Genomic DNA, 16,181 nt, shown 5'->3' with positions numbered 1-16,181 from the left:
TTAAATTCTATGATATCTATATACCCTTAAGAATCTTTTCAATCCAACTGAAAATACGTTCATTTGCGATTAATTTAGCTCCAGCTTGGCAGTGGAATTCAGCACCTTCTTCAGCTGTAAATAAAATAAAATCTTTATAGCAGGTAAGCTCCTCATACAATTGCCTTGCTTGATCTCTAAGAAGTTTGTCATTTTCCGAATCAACGATTAAGGCAGGGCATTGTATTTTTTCTGTTAATCCTTTCATATAAAACTCTCCAACCTTTAGAATGAATTCAGCAGGGGTATTTACACCAAATACATACATTCCATGTGAAAAGCTCCATTTTGCTTTTGAGTTTAATTCCATTTTTTCCTTAACAGCTTTATTAAATCCCTCTGAATCAGAAAGTGCGAAATTTAAAAATTCTTCTCTTGGCATATTAAAGATACTTGTAAATCCTACTAAAAAGTCATATACTCCTCCATTAGCTATGCAGCCTGCAAGTCGATGTTCAAAAGCGGCAGCTCTTGGTGCAAGATATCCGCCTAAGCTTTGTCCCCATAAGACAATTTTCTTTGGATCTATTTCCTTTCTTGTAAGCAGATAGTCTACTACTGGGGTTATAACCTTCTCGTAGTCATGTCTAAAAAATAGTTTTTGTTTATGTACAGCTTCTCCTTGTCCTGGTCCCTCGAAGGTAATACAATGCATACCGTGTTCAAGTGCATCCATTGCCATTCCGTAAAATGCTTCTTTTGTTCCATCAAAGCCAGTCATAGCAATTAAAACTGGTTTTGGTTCCTTTGAATCCTCTAATTTATAAAAATGTCCTGAAAGTGTTGTATTTTCATAGGGGATTTTCACTTCTTCAATAACAGGCTTATTAAGTTTCATAACATTAGAAAAGCAATCTAGGCTTGAATTGTATAATTCCTCTACCTTTGAGTCTTCTGGATTTTCATGAAGGTAAAATTCTGCAATTCTATAATAATTAGAAGCTCTAAGATAGGCTTTTCTTGCACTTATCAAGTGACCATCTGAATAGCTATCCTCTGCAACTTTTTGCAAACGCTTGGCTGTTTTGGTCCATTCTTCACACCAGCTTTGATAGTCTCCCTCTTTAATTTTCTCTGCTGTTGAAACCACTTCTCCTATATCTGCAGCTTTGAAAGCAGTGTCTCCAAGAAGGCCCAATACCTTGGATGCGAATTGATCGTCTTCAAAAATCAAATTATTCATGGTCATTCTCCTTTACAGTATTTATTGTTTATGCAACACGTTGTTGCTATAATTAAAATATATCAGATACAGATTTATATTCAACCAACAATACTTATAGTTTGTTTTATATACAACAAAGGAGTGAAAATGTTGCAGAATAAACATGATATTCGAACAAAACGAACACATCAGCAAATAAGAGATTCTCTTATTGATCTTATTTTTGAAAAACGTTTCGATAACATTACAGTTGGTGATATCACCAATAGAGCTATGATTAATCGTTCTACCTTTTATAGGTATTATCAGGATAAATACGACGTTGTACTAAAAATTTTTGAAGACGCAATGGAAAAAATGAAGAAAGATTTAGGCCTTCCAAAATCCAGCCTTAAGTATCTTAATGAAGAACAAAAATCTGATCCATGGGTGAAACTATTTGATCACTTTGCTGAAAACAGTAGATTATATCTGGCAATGCTGGATGATTCATGTAACATATGGTTTATATCTAGACTGCGCAGCTACATCATCTCAATGTTAAGAGAACGTGAAAATTTACGAAGCTCCTTCATTGTAAGCAAAGAAGACTGCTCACCAGAGATACAAGAAATGGCATTCTTATTTACCGCTAATGCTTTAATCGGCACTATTGATTGGTGGTTAAAGTCAAACTGTACTCCTGATTCAGAGAAAATGTCTTATTTATTTAGATCTTATTTTAAAAATGGATATGTAGGAATGCTGAATAAAGATTAATTTTGTCTGCTGCTCTTACTACTTTTATTCCTGCCCCCCTTCCCTTAGACGAAACATCTTCAATATTGATCCCCACTAGATATTCTTTACTATAATTAATTGCAAAAATAAAAGAAGCATGAAGATTCAGGATTAGACCTGAGTTCTTCATGCTCAATATAAATTGTTTTAAATTATCAATTATTCTACTGTTACTGATTTAGCTAAGTTTCTTGGCTTGTCTATATCACAACCTTTATTTCTAGCTGTATAGTAAGCTAAAAGTTGTAATGCAACTACAGCAACTATTGGTGAAACTAAGTTAAGAAGTTCTGGAATTCTAATTACTTTATCGAAAATTGATTCATCTAATACATCATTTTCGTAAGCAATTGCAATTACTTCTGCTCCTCTAGCTTTAACTTCAACTATATTACTTACCATTTTTTCTCTTAATGATTTTTGAGTTAATAATGCTATTACTTTAGTTCCTTCTTCAATTAAAGCAATTGTTCCATGTTTTAATTCTCCACCAGCATATGCTTCTGAGTGGATATATGAAATTTCTTTAAGCTTTAATGATGCTTCTATAGATAATGCATAGTCAGCACCTCTACCTAAATAGAATACATCTGTTTCATCAGTTAAAAGATTTGCAATTTCTTCTACTTCACTTGCTTTATCTAAAATTACTTGAACTTTTTCAGGTACTAATAATAATGCTTCTTTTAATTCTTTTTCTAATTCCTTAGTCATTAATCCCTTTAATTCACTGAAATACATTGCCATCATATACATAACAACAACTTGTGTTGTATATGCTTTAGTAGAAGCTACTGCTATTTCTGGACCTGCCATTGTATATAGTACATCGTCAGCTTCTCTAGAAATTGTACTTCCTACAACATTTGTTATAGCTAAAGTTTTAGCTCCAGCTTTCTTACAATCTCTAAGAACCGCTAATGTATCAGCAGTTTCTCCTGATTGGCTTAATGTTATTACAAGGGATTTATTAGTTACTAATGGGTCTTTATATCTAAATTCTGATGCTATATCAACTTCAACTGGAATTCTTGCTAATTTTTCAATTGCTACTCTTCCCATAAGTCCTGCATTATATGCAGTTCCACAAGCTACTATAAATATTCTATCTATATTATTAAGATCCTCTTTTGATAACTTAAAGTCTCCAAAAGTGATATCATGGCTCATTGATAATCTTGATGCCATTGTATCTCTAATAGCTTTTGGTTGTTCGTTGATTTCCTTTAACATGAATGAATCATATCCACCTTTTTCAGCAGCATCTTCATTCCAAGTTACTTTGAAAACATCCTTCTTTATTTCACTTCCATCAGCGCTTAAAATTTTAGCGCCATCTTTGCCTATAACAACAAATTCTCTATCTTCTAAAAGATAGATATCTCTTGTATAGCTTATTATCGCTGGAATATCTGAAGCAATAAATGTTTCATCTTGTCCTAAACCAACAATTAGTGGACTATCTTTTCTTACTGCAATTAGCTTGTCTGGTTCTGCTCCAGTCACTACACCTAATGCATAACTTCCTTCTAGTCTTTCAGTAGCTTTAACTACTGCTTTAAAAAGATCTCCTTCATAATAGTAGTGAATCAAATTTGGTATTACTTCAGTATCTGTTTGAGATACAAATTCGTATCCTTCTCCTTTAAGCCATTGTCTAAGTTCTAAATAATTTTCTATAATTCCGTTATGAACTACAGTAATATCTCCCTTTGAACTTTGGTGTGGATGTGAATTAATATCTGATGGTTCTCCATGAGTTGCCCATCTAGTATGACCGATACCAAGTGTTCCTTCAGCTTTGCCTTGTCCTAAATTATCAGTTAAGTTAGTAAGACGACCTTTATGCTTTTCGATGCTTACCTTACCATCATTAACAACTGCAATACCTGCTGAATCATAACCTCTATACTCCAACTTTGATAATCCATCTACTAAAAAAGATTTTGCTGATTTACTTCCAAAATATCCAACTATTCCGCACATATTTATCTTCCTCTCTTTTTTCATATAATATTTAATTTTAATTCTTCTTTTAACTTCATTCCTAGCACAATTATAAAAGGGCATAGTAATCCTAGAAATTAAAATTAAAACAAAGGTTTTAACACCAGACTGAATTTGTCCTGTGAATCACTTCACAGTTTTACCAGTCGTTTACGGTAGTGCGATACCGTGGGGCACCCGCCGAAGTTTCGATACTCCCCAACCTCGTCGACGTAAATGAAACTCCAAATCTTCGATTTGGATAGTTGAATTTACTCAGCGAACGAACGTGAGTCGAGTTTCCTTTAAAAAGATTTAATTAGCTATTCGCGTAACTTATATCAAAGCTTACTATTAACTAAATTCCTTTTCTAAAAACCAACCCTGTAAAAATTCACTTTCAACTAAATCTCACTTAGTCCTGGCGCTTTTTATTGATTTTAAGATTTTCTTTCTTCTCCATTCATCACCTCTGTTTTCTTTATTTATGCCTCTTTGACTATTTTATCACATTATTTTCAATTGTCTATATTTATATATATATTTTATTATTACTTTTTGGTTACAAAATCATCTTCAGATAATTAATTATTAATATGTTAAATCACTAAAAATTATTAATAAAATATTTAAGGTGGATAATTATCCACCTTAAATGAGTTTTCTATATTGCTAAAACGTCATTATATGCCTTTTCTATCTTTTCTAATAAGTCATTATCATCGATATTAGCAACTTCTGCTATAGCTCCTTTTACGTCCTTTTCTTTTATTAATTCTTGTAGTTTTACACTTTGTGTATCTTCTTGATTATTGTAGTGTAATGCTGCACCTACTCCTAGTAATAAATTGTCAACGCTTAAGTCAAATCCTCTAGCAGTCATTAATGGTTTTATTAATCTATCACTATCACTTAATTTTCTAAGTGGTTCTCTTCCAACTCTTGATACATCATCTTTTAAGTAAGGATTTTTGAATCTTCCAATAATCTTATCTATATATTTGAAGTGAGCTTCTTTATCAAATTTATGCTTTTCTACTAAGCCCATTCCACTTTCTGTCATTGCTTTCTTAACAACATTATATATTTTTTCATCAGCTATACTTTCATCTATTGTTCCATAACCTTTTAAATTTCCTATATATGCTGTAATGGCATGACCAGTATTTAATGTGAATAGCTTTCTTTCTATATAAGCCATTAAATTATCTGCTAAATTCATTCCTTCAATTGCTGGAATACTTCCTTTGAATGCTTTTTCTTCAACATTCCATTCATAGAATTTTTCAACTACTACATCTAGAATATTTTCACTCTTAACTGGTGGAACAATTCTGTCTACAGAGCAATCTGGGAATCCAACAAATTCTTCTAAATAAGCTTTTTCTTCTTCGCTTAGACATTTTTCAACTTCTGCTTTTAATTGAGAACTTGCTTTTATTGCATTTTCACATGCAATTATATTTAATGGTGTTTTGATTCCTGCTTCTTTTCTAAGTTGTATTCCTTTAGCTATTGTTGGAGCTATTCTTGGTAATACAACAAGACCTACTGCTGTTGTTATAATTTCAGCTTCTTTTATTTCATCTAAAATTTCATCATTTATAGAAATAACTCCGCTTATGTTTTCAACTACTATTTCTTCACAATTTACATCCATTACATGTATTGTATATTTTTTATCTTCATTGATTTTATCAATTACTTCTTTATTTACATCAGCAAATACTACATGATATCCTGCTTTTGAAAGTAATGCACCTATGAATCCTCTTCCTATGTTTCCTGCACCGAATTGAATTGCTTTCATATTACATTTCTCCTTCTTCTATAATCTCCATTATTTCTTCTGGTGTCTTTGCTTTTCTAAGTCTTTCAACATTTTCTTCATATTGAATAGTTAAAGCTATCTTTGATAATATCTCCATATGTTCATCGCCTTTTCCTGCTATTCCTATTACTATATAAGCAGTATTGCCTTCGCCAAAATCTACACCATTAGGATATTGAGCTATAACTATTCCTGTTTCAAGTATTTCTTTCTTGTATTCATTCATACCATGAGGAATAGCAACACCATTTCCCATGTAAGTTGTAACTTCTTCTTCTCTAGCTTTCATTCCCTCTATATAATTATCTTTAACGTATCCTCCATTAATTAAAAGTTTACCAACTCTTTCTATTGCCTTGTCCTTAGATTCTGACGCAACATTTAATACTATTCCTTCTTTTACTAAAATTCCTTTTTCCATTAGTCTTCCTCCTCGTTATTTATAATATTAATTAAATAATCTCTAATATCTATAGTGTTACTTAGTCTTAGCATTTCAACAAATTCTTTCTTTTCTATTAATGAAACGCTTATTTTTCCAAGAATCTTAAGTATATAATTACTTTCAGTATTTCTTGCAAACATTACTATAAAGGTATCTACATCTTCTGTTGAAAATCCTATACTCTTCATAGATAAAGGTTTATTTATTCTATACACTCCTACAAATGGAGAAGTTATTGTATCACTTCTTGTGTGTATAAGGGCTACATGAGTTCCCGGAATTACAACATTTCCATTTTCCTCTCTCTTAAATATAAGATCCCTTATTACCTCTTTATCTGTTCCAATATCAATCTTGTGAATATCATCTACTATATAATTTATTAAATTAATAAATGAATCACTATCTGATTTTTTTAGCTGAAAATTCTTAACCATCGTATTGGCTAATTCATATTCGTGATTTGTCACTGTATTATCTTTTGTTTGAGCAAATAATTCTAGTTCTCTTTCATTATTACTAGCTTTAAAGTTAGAAATAAAATTACTTATATTCTCTATATCCACTTCAGTCATAAAGTGAGAAACAACAATCAGGTTATGTTTTGTTTTCAGGTTTACAGGAACAGTGGATAGGATCAAATCATATTTATTTTTATCAATTATACTATTAATGTCATGTAAAGATACTACATCAATAACATTGATTTCATTAAATATCGACTTTACTTTACTACAAAGTATTCTTGCAGTACCTATTCCACTTGGACATAAAACAAGTGCTTTTATATTCTTTGACATCGCCTGTTGCTTTTGTACTGCAACAGCAATATGCATTGTTATATATCCAACCTCTTCTGGAGGAATCTTAAAATTGTACCTAGAGAATATTAATCTGCAAGTATTTTTTATAATTTTATATAACTCTAAATAATGTTCCTTTATTTCATTAATCAAAGGATTTATAACTTTCAATCCTAAATTTAACATATAAAATGTTTGTTTAAAATGCTGAGTCAAATCCCTTATTAGCTGCTCATCTTTGGTAATATCTACATATATTTTTGTTGATATTTCCTCTGTAACCTCTTTAGCAATATTCTCATAATTAATGTCTGATTCTATAAGATGCTTATTGTTAAAAAAGTATTTGTAATCACTTAAATATAAACATAAGTAAACAAGTTCATCTTCACATATATCTATATTATTCTTTTGTAAAACACTACCTAAATATTGTATTTTTTTATATTCCTCTAAAGATAATATACTATTTTTAATCTCTTGAGGTAAATATATAATTTCTCCATTCTTTGTCTTTTTTATAGATAGCAATACTTGGATAAACAAACTAAAGTATTTGACATCATTTCCTTTAAGATAATCAAAATCTATATCTTTTAATATATCCTTTACTAATTGGATAGCCTCATTCCCAAAAACAATGTTAAACAAAGTTTTAACTATCGGATCAACTTTTTCATCATAAAGAAATGCTATTAAATCTTCAAAAGGTTTAAAATCAAAGAATAGCTCCACTAATGCATTTCTCTTATTCCACTCTGACCCTTGAATACTTATCCCATAGCTACGTTTTCTAATCACACATAAATTCTTAGATATTAGCCTTTCTTCAATATTGTCTATATCAAGGCTTATACTTCCCATTACAACATTGAACTTATGACAAAAGTACGAAGCTTTTAGTGGCTCATTACTAACTAATAATTCACATATGATAACTATTTGTCTCTGTTCTTTACTTAATAGCCAAGGAATCGGAACCATATCTAATGATTTCTTTATCTCCTCTATATTTTCTTTATTACCTGAAATACTTAAATTCATATTTTCGTCATTAAATATAGTTATACTATTCTTCTTTAATCTTTTATTAATAGAAGAAAGTTCTCTTAAAATAGTTCTCTCACTTATGTCAAGATCTTTATGAAGCCGTTTTATATTAAAAGTTCCTTCATTTAATACTGTACTTAATATGAATTGTTGTCTAGGCGTTAAATTATTCATAATATCTCACCTGATTTATCTATTATTTTGTATATATTGATAGACTGATCATATCTATAACAATTAATTTTAACTTGAAGTAGAATCTTCAGATGTCATTAGATTTTGAATTTCTTAAATTCTTTTAAAAATAGATTTTCCTATTAAAGAAGATCCAATACACACATCTTAAATAAAACTGCTAATTTAAAGTTAATAACCCGTTGTATCATAAACGTTATCATCAGATCTACCAGTTTATCCAAAGTTCAAGTTGGAAGTCACTTTGTCTAAATAAAGTTTTATATAATAAAACCTCCTATTTAATTACTATAAATTATTGCTTCTTTCAATATATATATTACTCTATATGAAACATCCTTTCAATTCAAACAAGTTCAAAACTGTGATACATTTCTAATGACAAATTTAAAGTTTGACTATCATCCACTCTCATCTCTATTATTTATCAAATTTAAAAATGGCATTGGTAAATCAGTCCGTTTACCAATGCCTGTAAGTTATATTACTAAATTCTACTCTAGTTAATAATATCTTATTATTTTAATGTGTTAATAAACTCATCATACTTAGAACGATCTAAGAAGTTTTTAACTGTAATTATATTAGCAGTTTTAGCTGATTTTCTTGCTCTTTCAACTAAGTTTTCTTGAGTAAATACAACATCTGCTTCTTGTGGAATGCTATCAACTGATGAATGCTTAACTCCAACATCAGTAATTCCAGCATCTTTTAATGCTTTTTTAAGAATAGATTCTCCCATTGCAGAAGATCCCATACCTGCATCACAAGCAAAAACTATTAATTTAACATCAGCTTTTGATACATTAGCCGCAGTTTCTGAAGCTTTTGCGCCTTTACTTTCTGCTTTCATATCTTTCATCTTAGCTTGAGCTTCATCAATGTCTTGTTCTCCATTATCTTTTGATGCCTTAAGAATTATTGAACCAACTAAGAACGATACAATTGCACCTACAGCAACTCCTGCTAAAACAGATGCATAACTACCTTTTGGTGTCATCGCAAGTACTGCAAATATACTACCTGGTGAAGCTGGTGCTGCAAGTCCAGCATGAGTTAATACAAAAGTTAAATCTGCACATATTCCACCAGCTATTGCTGCTAATATTAATGCTGGTTTCATTAAAATGTAAGGGAAATATATTTCATGTATTCCTCCAAGAAAGTGAATTATTATAGCTCCTGGAGCTGATTGTTTTGCATTTCCTTTACCATAGAAAGTGTAAGCTAAAAGTATACCAAGACCTGGACCTGGATTTGCTTCAAGTAAGAAGAATATTGATTTACCAACTTCTTGTGCTTGTTGTATTCCAAGTGGAGATAATATTCCATGATTAATTGCATTATTTAGGAATAATACTTTAGCTGGTTCAATGAATATATCTATTAGAGGTAAAAGTCCCATATTTGTAACTATAGTAGCTAAACTTCCTAATGTGTTTGAAAAAGCTGTAACTACTGGTTCAATACAAGTATAACCTATAAGTGCTACGATTCCTCCAAAAATTCCAGATGAGAAGTTATTAACAAGCATTTCAAAACCTGTTGGAACTTTTCCTTCTAGGAATTGGTCAACTTTTTTAATTACAAATCCACCGAATGGTCCCATGATCATTGCTCCTAAGAACATTGGGATAGAAGCACCAATTACAACTCCTGTTGTTGCTATTGCACCAACTACTGCTCCTCTTTGACCATATACCATCTTACCACCTGTATATCCAATAAGTAATGGTAATAAGTAACTTAACATAGGGCCTACCATTTTACCGAAATATTCATTTGGAATCCATCCTGTTGGAATGAATAAAGCTGTAATTAAACCCCAAGCAATAAATGCACCAATGTTAGGTAATACCATACCGCTTAAAAAACTACCTAATCTTTGCACGCTTCCTTTAAGAGACGATTTGTTAGTTTCCATAATAAAACCTCCATCTATTTTTATTTATATAATTTATTATTAGTTCTTTCATTTACTATCTTAAACTATGAAGAATACCTTTTCAATTTAAACAACTTCAAATTTGAGTTACGTTTTCAATGACAAATTTAAAGTTAATGTTAAACTGTTGAAAATACATGGTTATATCCTAAAATGATCGAAAAGAAAGCATACTTTTATTATCTTTACAAAACAAAAAAATATACTTAGTAAGTGTTTTTAACCTATTAAGTATATTAAATATTACAATAATCCTTATCTATTGTCTTCAATTTATCAATAGTTTATAATTTACTAATATACCACCTCAGGAAGGATTTGTTTTAATATGGAAAAAGAAAATTTATTTAAAGTTGCAGATTCCTTAATTAACTTTTTATGGATTATTCAAAGTAATATATTCAAAGTACAAGATATATCTAAAATTTTTCAATCATTACATGAAAATAATAAACAATGCTGCTCCGATTTTTCTATTCCTCCTTCACACGCCAGAGTTATATTCTATCTTTTTCACAGTAATTCATCTCCTATTTCTCAAATAGCAGATAATATAGGTATATCAAAATCTAATATGACTCCAATTATAGACAACCTTATTAATTATGAATTAGTTAATAGATATCCAGATCCTAATGATAAAAGGATTCTTAGAGTTGAACTAACACCAAAAGCTTATGATTTACTGAATTCTCTTCGTAATGCCATCTGTAGCTCTTTCGCTGAAAAAATTTCTTCTCTTTCTGATGATGAAGTAATTACGTTAGATGATTCCATAATAAACCTTATAAATATATTAAAAAAATTAAAATAACACTTACCTAATCACTTGCTTACATAAAGGATATTTTTTAAATTATAATATCTCGATTAATTCTATTTCTTTCATTTCACCAAATTTAATCGAATTATTCCTCTAATCAGAAGCATGAAAAAAGGATGATCATATAAATCACCCTTTTTCATCAACTTTTATATATAACTTATCTCTGTAATTTTTATTTTTCCATTGCTTCTCTAAATGACTCTATTAAATCATCTATATCTTCTAATCCTACGGATACTCTTATCAATGTGTCTGTTATTCCAAGCTCTTCTCTTTCTTCTTTTGGAATTGAAGCATGACTCATCTTAGCTGGATATGAAACTATAGTTTCAACACTACCCAAGCTAACAGCTACCGCTACATTCTTTACATTATTTAAAAATACTTTTGTTCTTTCAAATGTTTTGAATTTAAATGATAATACAGCACCTGCTCCATCCGCTTGTTCTAAATGTACTTCTCTTCCTTCCATAGAAGGTAATCCAAGATAATATACTTTTTCAACCTCTTCTCTAGATTCAAGCCATTCTGCTAGCTTTTGAGCACTTTTTTGAAGCGCATCTAATCTAACTTTTAGTGTTTTAATACCTCTAACCAAAAGCCACGAGTCTTGTGGTCCAAGTACTGCCCCAAAAGTATTTTGTATTTGATAAACTCTATCTCCTAATTCCTTTGTTTTAGTTACAACAAGACCTGCTATAACATCACTATGTCCCCCAAGAAACTTAGTTGCACTGTGAACAACAATATCCACTCCTAGCTCAATAGGTCTTTGCAGATATGGTGACATAAATGTATTATCCACTATAGTTATTGCCCCATTTTCTTTAGCTAATTTGCTAGCTATTCTTAAATCTATAACTTTTAGCAGCGGATTTGAAGGTGTCTCTAAATAAAGCCCTTTAGTATTTTCTTTAAATGCTTTTTCTATCTCTTCAATATTTGATGCATCTACAAAAGTGAATTCTATATTGAATCTTGAGAATAATTTTGTAGTGGCTCTATATGTTCCCCCATATACATCTCCACATATTATAATATGATCTCCTGCAGAGAATATCGATAATACTGAGCAAATAGCTGCCATTCCTGATGCAAATGCAAATCCGCACTCACCACCTTCAAGTTCTGCAATTAATTTCTCTACTACATCTCTAGTTGGATTACCTGATCTTGCATAATCATATTTTCCGAAGTTCTCTATATCAAATTGGTGAAATGTTGATGTCTGATATATTGGAGTGCTTACTGATCCTGTTGCCGGATCTATATCTCCACTTGCATGTATTAATTTAGTTCCAAAATTCATATTTAACGCCCCATTCTATTTTTTATTATAAATTCTATTTTCCTATAGCATTTTCTAGATCATTTAACAAATCTTCTACATTTTCTATTCCTACTGATAGCCTAAGTAGATATTCATCTACTCCAAGTCTTTGCTTAATTTCTTCTGGTATCTCTGAATGTGTTTGAGTAAATGGATATGTTATTAACGTCTCCACTCCCCCTAAACTCTCTGCAAATCTTATTACTTTAACTCTTTCCAAAATTTTAGCAACTAATTCTTTTTCTTTTACTCTAAATGATAATGTTGCTCCAAAACCAGTTGATTGTTTCTTATTCAATTCATAGCCTTCAAAACCTTCTAACCCTACGTAATATACCTTCTCCACTTTAGGATTACCTTCTAAAAACTTAGCTATCTTAAGAGTATTCTCTTGTGACCTTTGCAACCTTATATGTAAAGTCTTTATCCCTCTTAAAATTAACCATGAATCAAATGGAGATAAAGTTGCTCCTGTTGACATGTGAATTCTTCTGAGTTTTTCTAATATTTCTTCATCATTTGCTACTATGAATCCTGCAAGTAAATCATGATGCCCACCTAAAAACTTTGTTCCACTGTGAACTACTAAATCTGCTCCTAGTTCTAGTGGTCTTTGATAGTACGGAGTTAAGAAAGTATTATCCACAATTAACAGTAATTTATTTGTTTTTGTTATTTCTGCAACTGCTTTTATATCTGTTACCTTCATCATAGGGTTAGATGGAGTTTCTATAAGTATTGCCTTTGTATTTTCCTTTATAGAATTTAATATATTTTTAGTAACTGTAGTATCAACGAAGGTAGCTTCTAATCCAAAATCCCTAAAAATATCATCAAACAATCTATATGTCCCACCATATAAATCATCAGATAATATTATATGATCTCCAGCCCTAAATAAATGTATACAGGCTGTAATTGCTGCAACTCCTGAAGAAAACCCTATCGCTGATTTTCCACCTTCTAAAACAGCTAATGTTTTTTCAGCTTCTTCCCTGGTTGGATTTTGAGCCCTTGCATAATCATATCCGGTGCTATTATTAAGACCATGATGTTTAAACGTAGCAGCCTGATATATCGGAAAGCTTATAGCACCAGTTTCTTTATCTCCACCTGATACTCCACTGACTGCGATTGTTTCAAAAGATTTTTTTAAAGTCATTATTTTGCCTCCTTTAATTTGCTTTGCTTAATGCATTACTTATTGCTAATATCAGAAATAATATTAATAAAAAAAGCCACTTCCAAAACAAGAAGTGACTTTATAGTCATATTATAAGTTCTACAAAAACTTAATTCCTCTCATTTTTCAAGATATTCTCTTGCAGGATTTAGCACCAACGAAAAAATTTATATATAAAATCTTTCAGGTTGCCGGGCTTCAAAGGGCCAGTCCCTCCACCGCTCTTAATAAGATTAACTTATCCAGATATTTTTTTGTTAATACTAATTATACATAGTTATAGGGACTTGTCAATAATTATTAGTAAAAATATCGACTTTCTATGTAATTAAGTTATGAATTTTTCATTCCTATCTTAAAATTTCTTCAGAATAAGAAAATAGATAGATATTTTAATTATTAGTAAAATTAAAATATCTATCTTTCTTAATTTAACCTCTATAACATAAATTATACTTTACATATACGTTTTAAATAATACAATTCATTCATCATAGGATATCTAATTTTTACTATCCACTAAGTTTAAGGTGAGCTTCGATGAATTAAACTTCTTAGAATATATATTCCTTATTTTTTATTTCCTACCTTTTCATGCTGCTTACTCATATCTTAAGGCTTCAATCGGATCAAGGCTAGCCGCTTTTTTAGCTGGATAGTATCCAAAGAATACACCAATTGCCATTGAAAAAGTAAAGCTTATTAAAATTGTTGGAATAGATATTGATATTGGTGATTTCAATACTATGCACGCAATTATTCCCATTCCAATTCCAAGTATTATACCAATCGTTCCACCAATCGTACATATTATAACTGATTCAATTATAAATTGCATCTTTATGTGACTACTTTTAGCACCAAGAGCCTTTCTTGTTCCTATCTCCCTTGTCCTCTCTGTAACAGATACGAGCATTATATTCATTACTCCTATTCCTCCTACAAGTAATGCTATAGCCGCAATTACAGATATCCCCATAGATATCATACTAAGAACTGATGTTATTTCTGCAGCATCAGCTTCATTATTCTGAACCATTAATGTCCAATTCTTATTATTCTTGTACATCTTATTCCCATACTTTTGCATATCGCTAACTAATTTTCCTTTGTCTATCCCCATTTTAGGGACTACAGTAAAATACTCAAAGTTTTTATTTTTTTGTAGTGCTTTTTCAGTTGTTATAGGGATATATAAAGAAGTTCTTCTGTCCTTTTCTGATGTAGAACCTTCACCCATTCCAAATAATGATGAATTTTCATATTGATATACACCACCTATAACATATGTCTGAATATCATCATTTGCATAAACTTTGATTTCTTTACCTAACGGATCAGTTTTTCCCTTAAAGATATTATTGACAAGCTTATCAGAAACTATAGCGACTTTGGAATTTGCTTTAACATCCCTATCAGTGATAAATCTTCCACTAATTAGTTTCAAGTTTTTAACCTGTTTGTATCCTTCATTTACTCCTGTGGTGCTTACATTTGCATAAGAATATCCATCCTTTACTTTTCCTTGTCCTAATTGTTCCTGTACACTTACACTATTAATTTTATCTTTAAATACTTCATTAAATGAATTTATCTGTTCCATTGTTATAAGATCACTATCTTCTGGCTGTTTACTAGTCCCATTTCCACTAGCAGTACCATCTTCTTTTTTTATTGCTATACCAATATCTATATTATTTGCACCCATTTTATCCATTTGAGATGATACTCTGGATGTAATTGCACTTCCAATAGAAACAATCCCTATAACAGATGATATTCCTATTATAATTCCTAGCATAGTTAATAATGAACGCATTTTGCTTGATTTTATACCTGCTATCGCAAGTGCTATATTCTCTTTTATAAACATAACTTTTCACCATTTTGAAACCTTCTAGTATATTTGTCGTTATGTTCTTCTGATACTATTTTCCCATCCTTCAATGTTATGATTCTCTCTGTTTCTCCTGCAAGTTCATAATTATGAGTTATAAAGACAATTGTCTTCTTCTCCATTTCATGTACCTTATGAAATAAATCCATAACTAGCCTACCAGTTGATGAATCAAGTGCTCCTGTTGGTTCATCAGCAAGTATTATGCTTGGATCATTTGCAAGTGCACGTGCAATTGCCACTCTCTGTTTCTGTCCACCCGATAATTCATTTGGAAGATGCTTCATTCTATCTTTCATTCCAACAAGTTCTAGAAGCTTTTCTGCCCGTTCTTTTCTCTCCTGCTTTCCCATTCCATAATAAAGCATTGGTAACTCAACATTTTTCAAAGCTGAACTCCTCGGTATTAAGTTATAAGTTTGAAACACAAATCCTATCTTCTTATTTCTAACTTCTGATAATCCATTATCTGTTTTTTCACCAACATTTGTTCCACTTAAAATATATGTTCCAGACGTTGGCCTATCAAGTGCCCCTATAATATTCATTAAAGTACTTTTTCCCGATCCTGACGCGCCAACTATTGATACAAATTCGCCCTCTTTTATTGTTATATCTATATTTTTGAGAATATCTAATTGATTGGGAGTTCCAATATAAAAGCTTTTTACGATGTTTCTCATTTCTATTATATTATCATTCAAAA

12 protein-coding genes, 1 pseudogene and 1 riboswitch are annotated in these 16,181 nt (G+C 30.7%); of the genes and pseudogenes, 3 read left to right on the top strand and 10 right to left on the bottom strand.

From position 1 onward, the window contains the following. Positions 1 to 16: 16 nt before the first annotated feature. The gene (locus KEC93_RS01390) at positions 17 to 1,222 is read right to left on the bottom strand and encodes an alpha/beta hydrolase family protein (protein WP_077868901.1); all 1,206 of its coding nucleotides are present in this window, start codon (positions 1,220 to 1,222) and stop codon (positions 17 to 19) included. A gap of 30 nt (positions 1,223 to 1,252) precedes the next feature. On the opposite strand from KEC93_RS01390, the pseudogene KEC93_RS26815 reads away from it, so the two are divergent. Then, positions 1,253 to 1,477: pseudogene (locus KEC93_RS26815) on the top strand (TetR/AcrR family transcriptional regulator); the annotation flags it as partial. Continuing rightward, positions 1,478 to 1,963, top strand: a complete 486-nt coding sequence (locus KEC93_RS01385) for a TetR-like C-terminal domain-containing protein (RefSeq protein WP_242960328.1) — start codon at positions 1,478 to 1,480, stop codon at positions 1,961 to 1,963. A gap of 180 nt (positions 1,964 to 2,143) precedes the next feature. On the opposite strand, the gene glmS is transcribed toward KEC93_RS01385, so the two are convergent. The 5 genes from glmS to KEC93_RS01360 form a co-directional block, all read right to left on the bottom strand. Beyond that, positions 2,144 to 3,970: a glutamine--fructose-6-phosphate transaminase (isomerizing) gene (gene glmS / locus KEC93_RS01380; RefSeq protein ID WP_026886609.1), complete on the bottom strand. Its 1,827-nt coding sequence runs from the start codon at positions 3,968 to 3,970 to the stop codon at positions 2,144 to 2,146. Positions 3,971 to 4,634: 664 nt separating this feature from the next. Continuing rightward, positions 4,635 to 5,780 carry a mannitol-1-phosphate 5-dehydrogenase gene (locus tag KEC93_RS01375; RefSeq protein ID WP_077868900.1) on the bottom strand — a complete coding sequence of 382 codons (1,146 nt, stop codon included), beginning with the start codon at positions 5,778 to 5,780 and terminating at the stop codon, positions 4,635 to 4,637. A 1-nt stretch (position 5,781) separates the two neighbouring features. Continuing rightward, on the bottom strand, positions 5,782 to 6,222 hold the full coding sequence (locus tag KEC93_RS01370; RefSeq protein ID WP_011967596.1) for a PTS mannitol transporter subunit IIA: 441 nt from the start codon (positions 6,220 to 6,222) through the stop codon (positions 5,782 to 5,784). Continuing rightward, positions 6,222 to 8,273 carry a BglG family transcription antiterminator gene (locus tag KEC93_RS01365; RefSeq protein ID WP_077868899.1) on the bottom strand — a complete coding sequence of 684 codons (2,052 nt, stop codon included), beginning with the start codon at positions 8,271 to 8,273 and terminating at the stop codon, positions 6,222 to 6,224. Before KEC93_RS01365 ends, KEC93_RS01370 begins: the two co-directional genes overlap by 1 nt. Before the next feature lie 538 nt (positions 8,274 to 8,811). After that, entirely contained in the window at positions 8,812 to 10,218 is a 1,407-nt protein-coding gene (locus KEC93_RS01360) for a PTS mannitol transporter subunit IIBC (RefSeq protein ID WP_039772661.1), read from the bottom strand. Between the two features lie 349 nt (positions 10,219 to 10,567). Between KEC93_RS01360 and KEC93_RS01355 the strand changes: the two genes are divergently transcribed. Continuing rightward, positions 10,568 to 11,053: a MarR family winged helix-turn-helix transcriptional regulator gene (locus tag KEC93_RS01355; protein ID WP_039772663.1), complete on the top strand. Its 486-nt coding sequence runs from the start codon at positions 10,568 to 10,570 to the stop codon at positions 11,051 to 11,053. Positions 11,054 to 11,237: 184 nt separating this feature from the next. Here KEC93_RS01355 and KEC93_RS01350 read toward each other — a convergent pair whose 3' ends face one another. The 4 genes from KEC93_RS01350 to KEC93_RS01335 form a co-directional block, all read right to left on the bottom strand. Continuing rightward, positions 11,238 to 12,374 carry a trans-sulfuration enzyme family protein gene (locus tag KEC93_RS01350; RefSeq protein WP_077868898.1) on the bottom strand — a complete coding sequence of 379 codons (1,137 nt, stop codon included), beginning with the start codon at positions 12,372 to 12,374 and terminating at the stop codon, positions 11,238 to 11,240. A 34-nt stretch (positions 12,375 to 12,408) separates the two neighbouring features. Next, on the bottom strand, positions 12,409 to 13,557 hold the full coding sequence (locus KEC93_RS01345) for a trans-sulfuration enzyme family protein (RefSeq protein WP_077868897.1): 1,149 nt from the start codon (positions 13,555 to 13,557) through the stop codon (positions 12,409 to 12,411). A 137-nt stretch (positions 13,558 to 13,694) separates the two neighbouring features. Beyond that, a riboswitch (SAM riboswitch) is annotated at positions 13,695 to 13,812 on the bottom strand. Between the two features lie 367 nt (positions 13,813 to 14,179). Continuing rightward, on the bottom strand, positions 14,180 to 15,451 hold the full coding sequence (locus KEC93_RS01340) for an ABC transporter permease (protein ID WP_077868896.1): 1,272 nt from the start codon (positions 15,449 to 15,451) through the stop codon (positions 14,180 to 14,182). Further along, positions 15,442 to 16,179 (bottom strand): ABC transporter ATP-binding protein, encoded by a 738-nt coding sequence (locus KEC93_RS01335; RefSeq protein ID WP_011967589.1) that lies wholly within the window; start codon positions 16,177 to 16,179, stop codon positions 15,442 to 15,444. The genes KEC93_RS01340 and KEC93_RS01335 overlap by 10 nt, the downstream gene beginning before the upstream one ends. Positions 16,180 to 16,181: the final 2 nt, after the last annotated feature.

This window comes from Clostridium beijerinckii, from assembly GCF_018223745.1.
In the GTDB taxonomy this organism is placed as follows: Bacteria; Bacillota; Clostridia; order Clostridiales; family Clostridiaceae; genus Clostridium; species Clostridium beijerinckii.
Note: the sequence above shows the minus strand (reverse complement) of the source record. Positions and strands in the feature narration are given on the sequence as shown.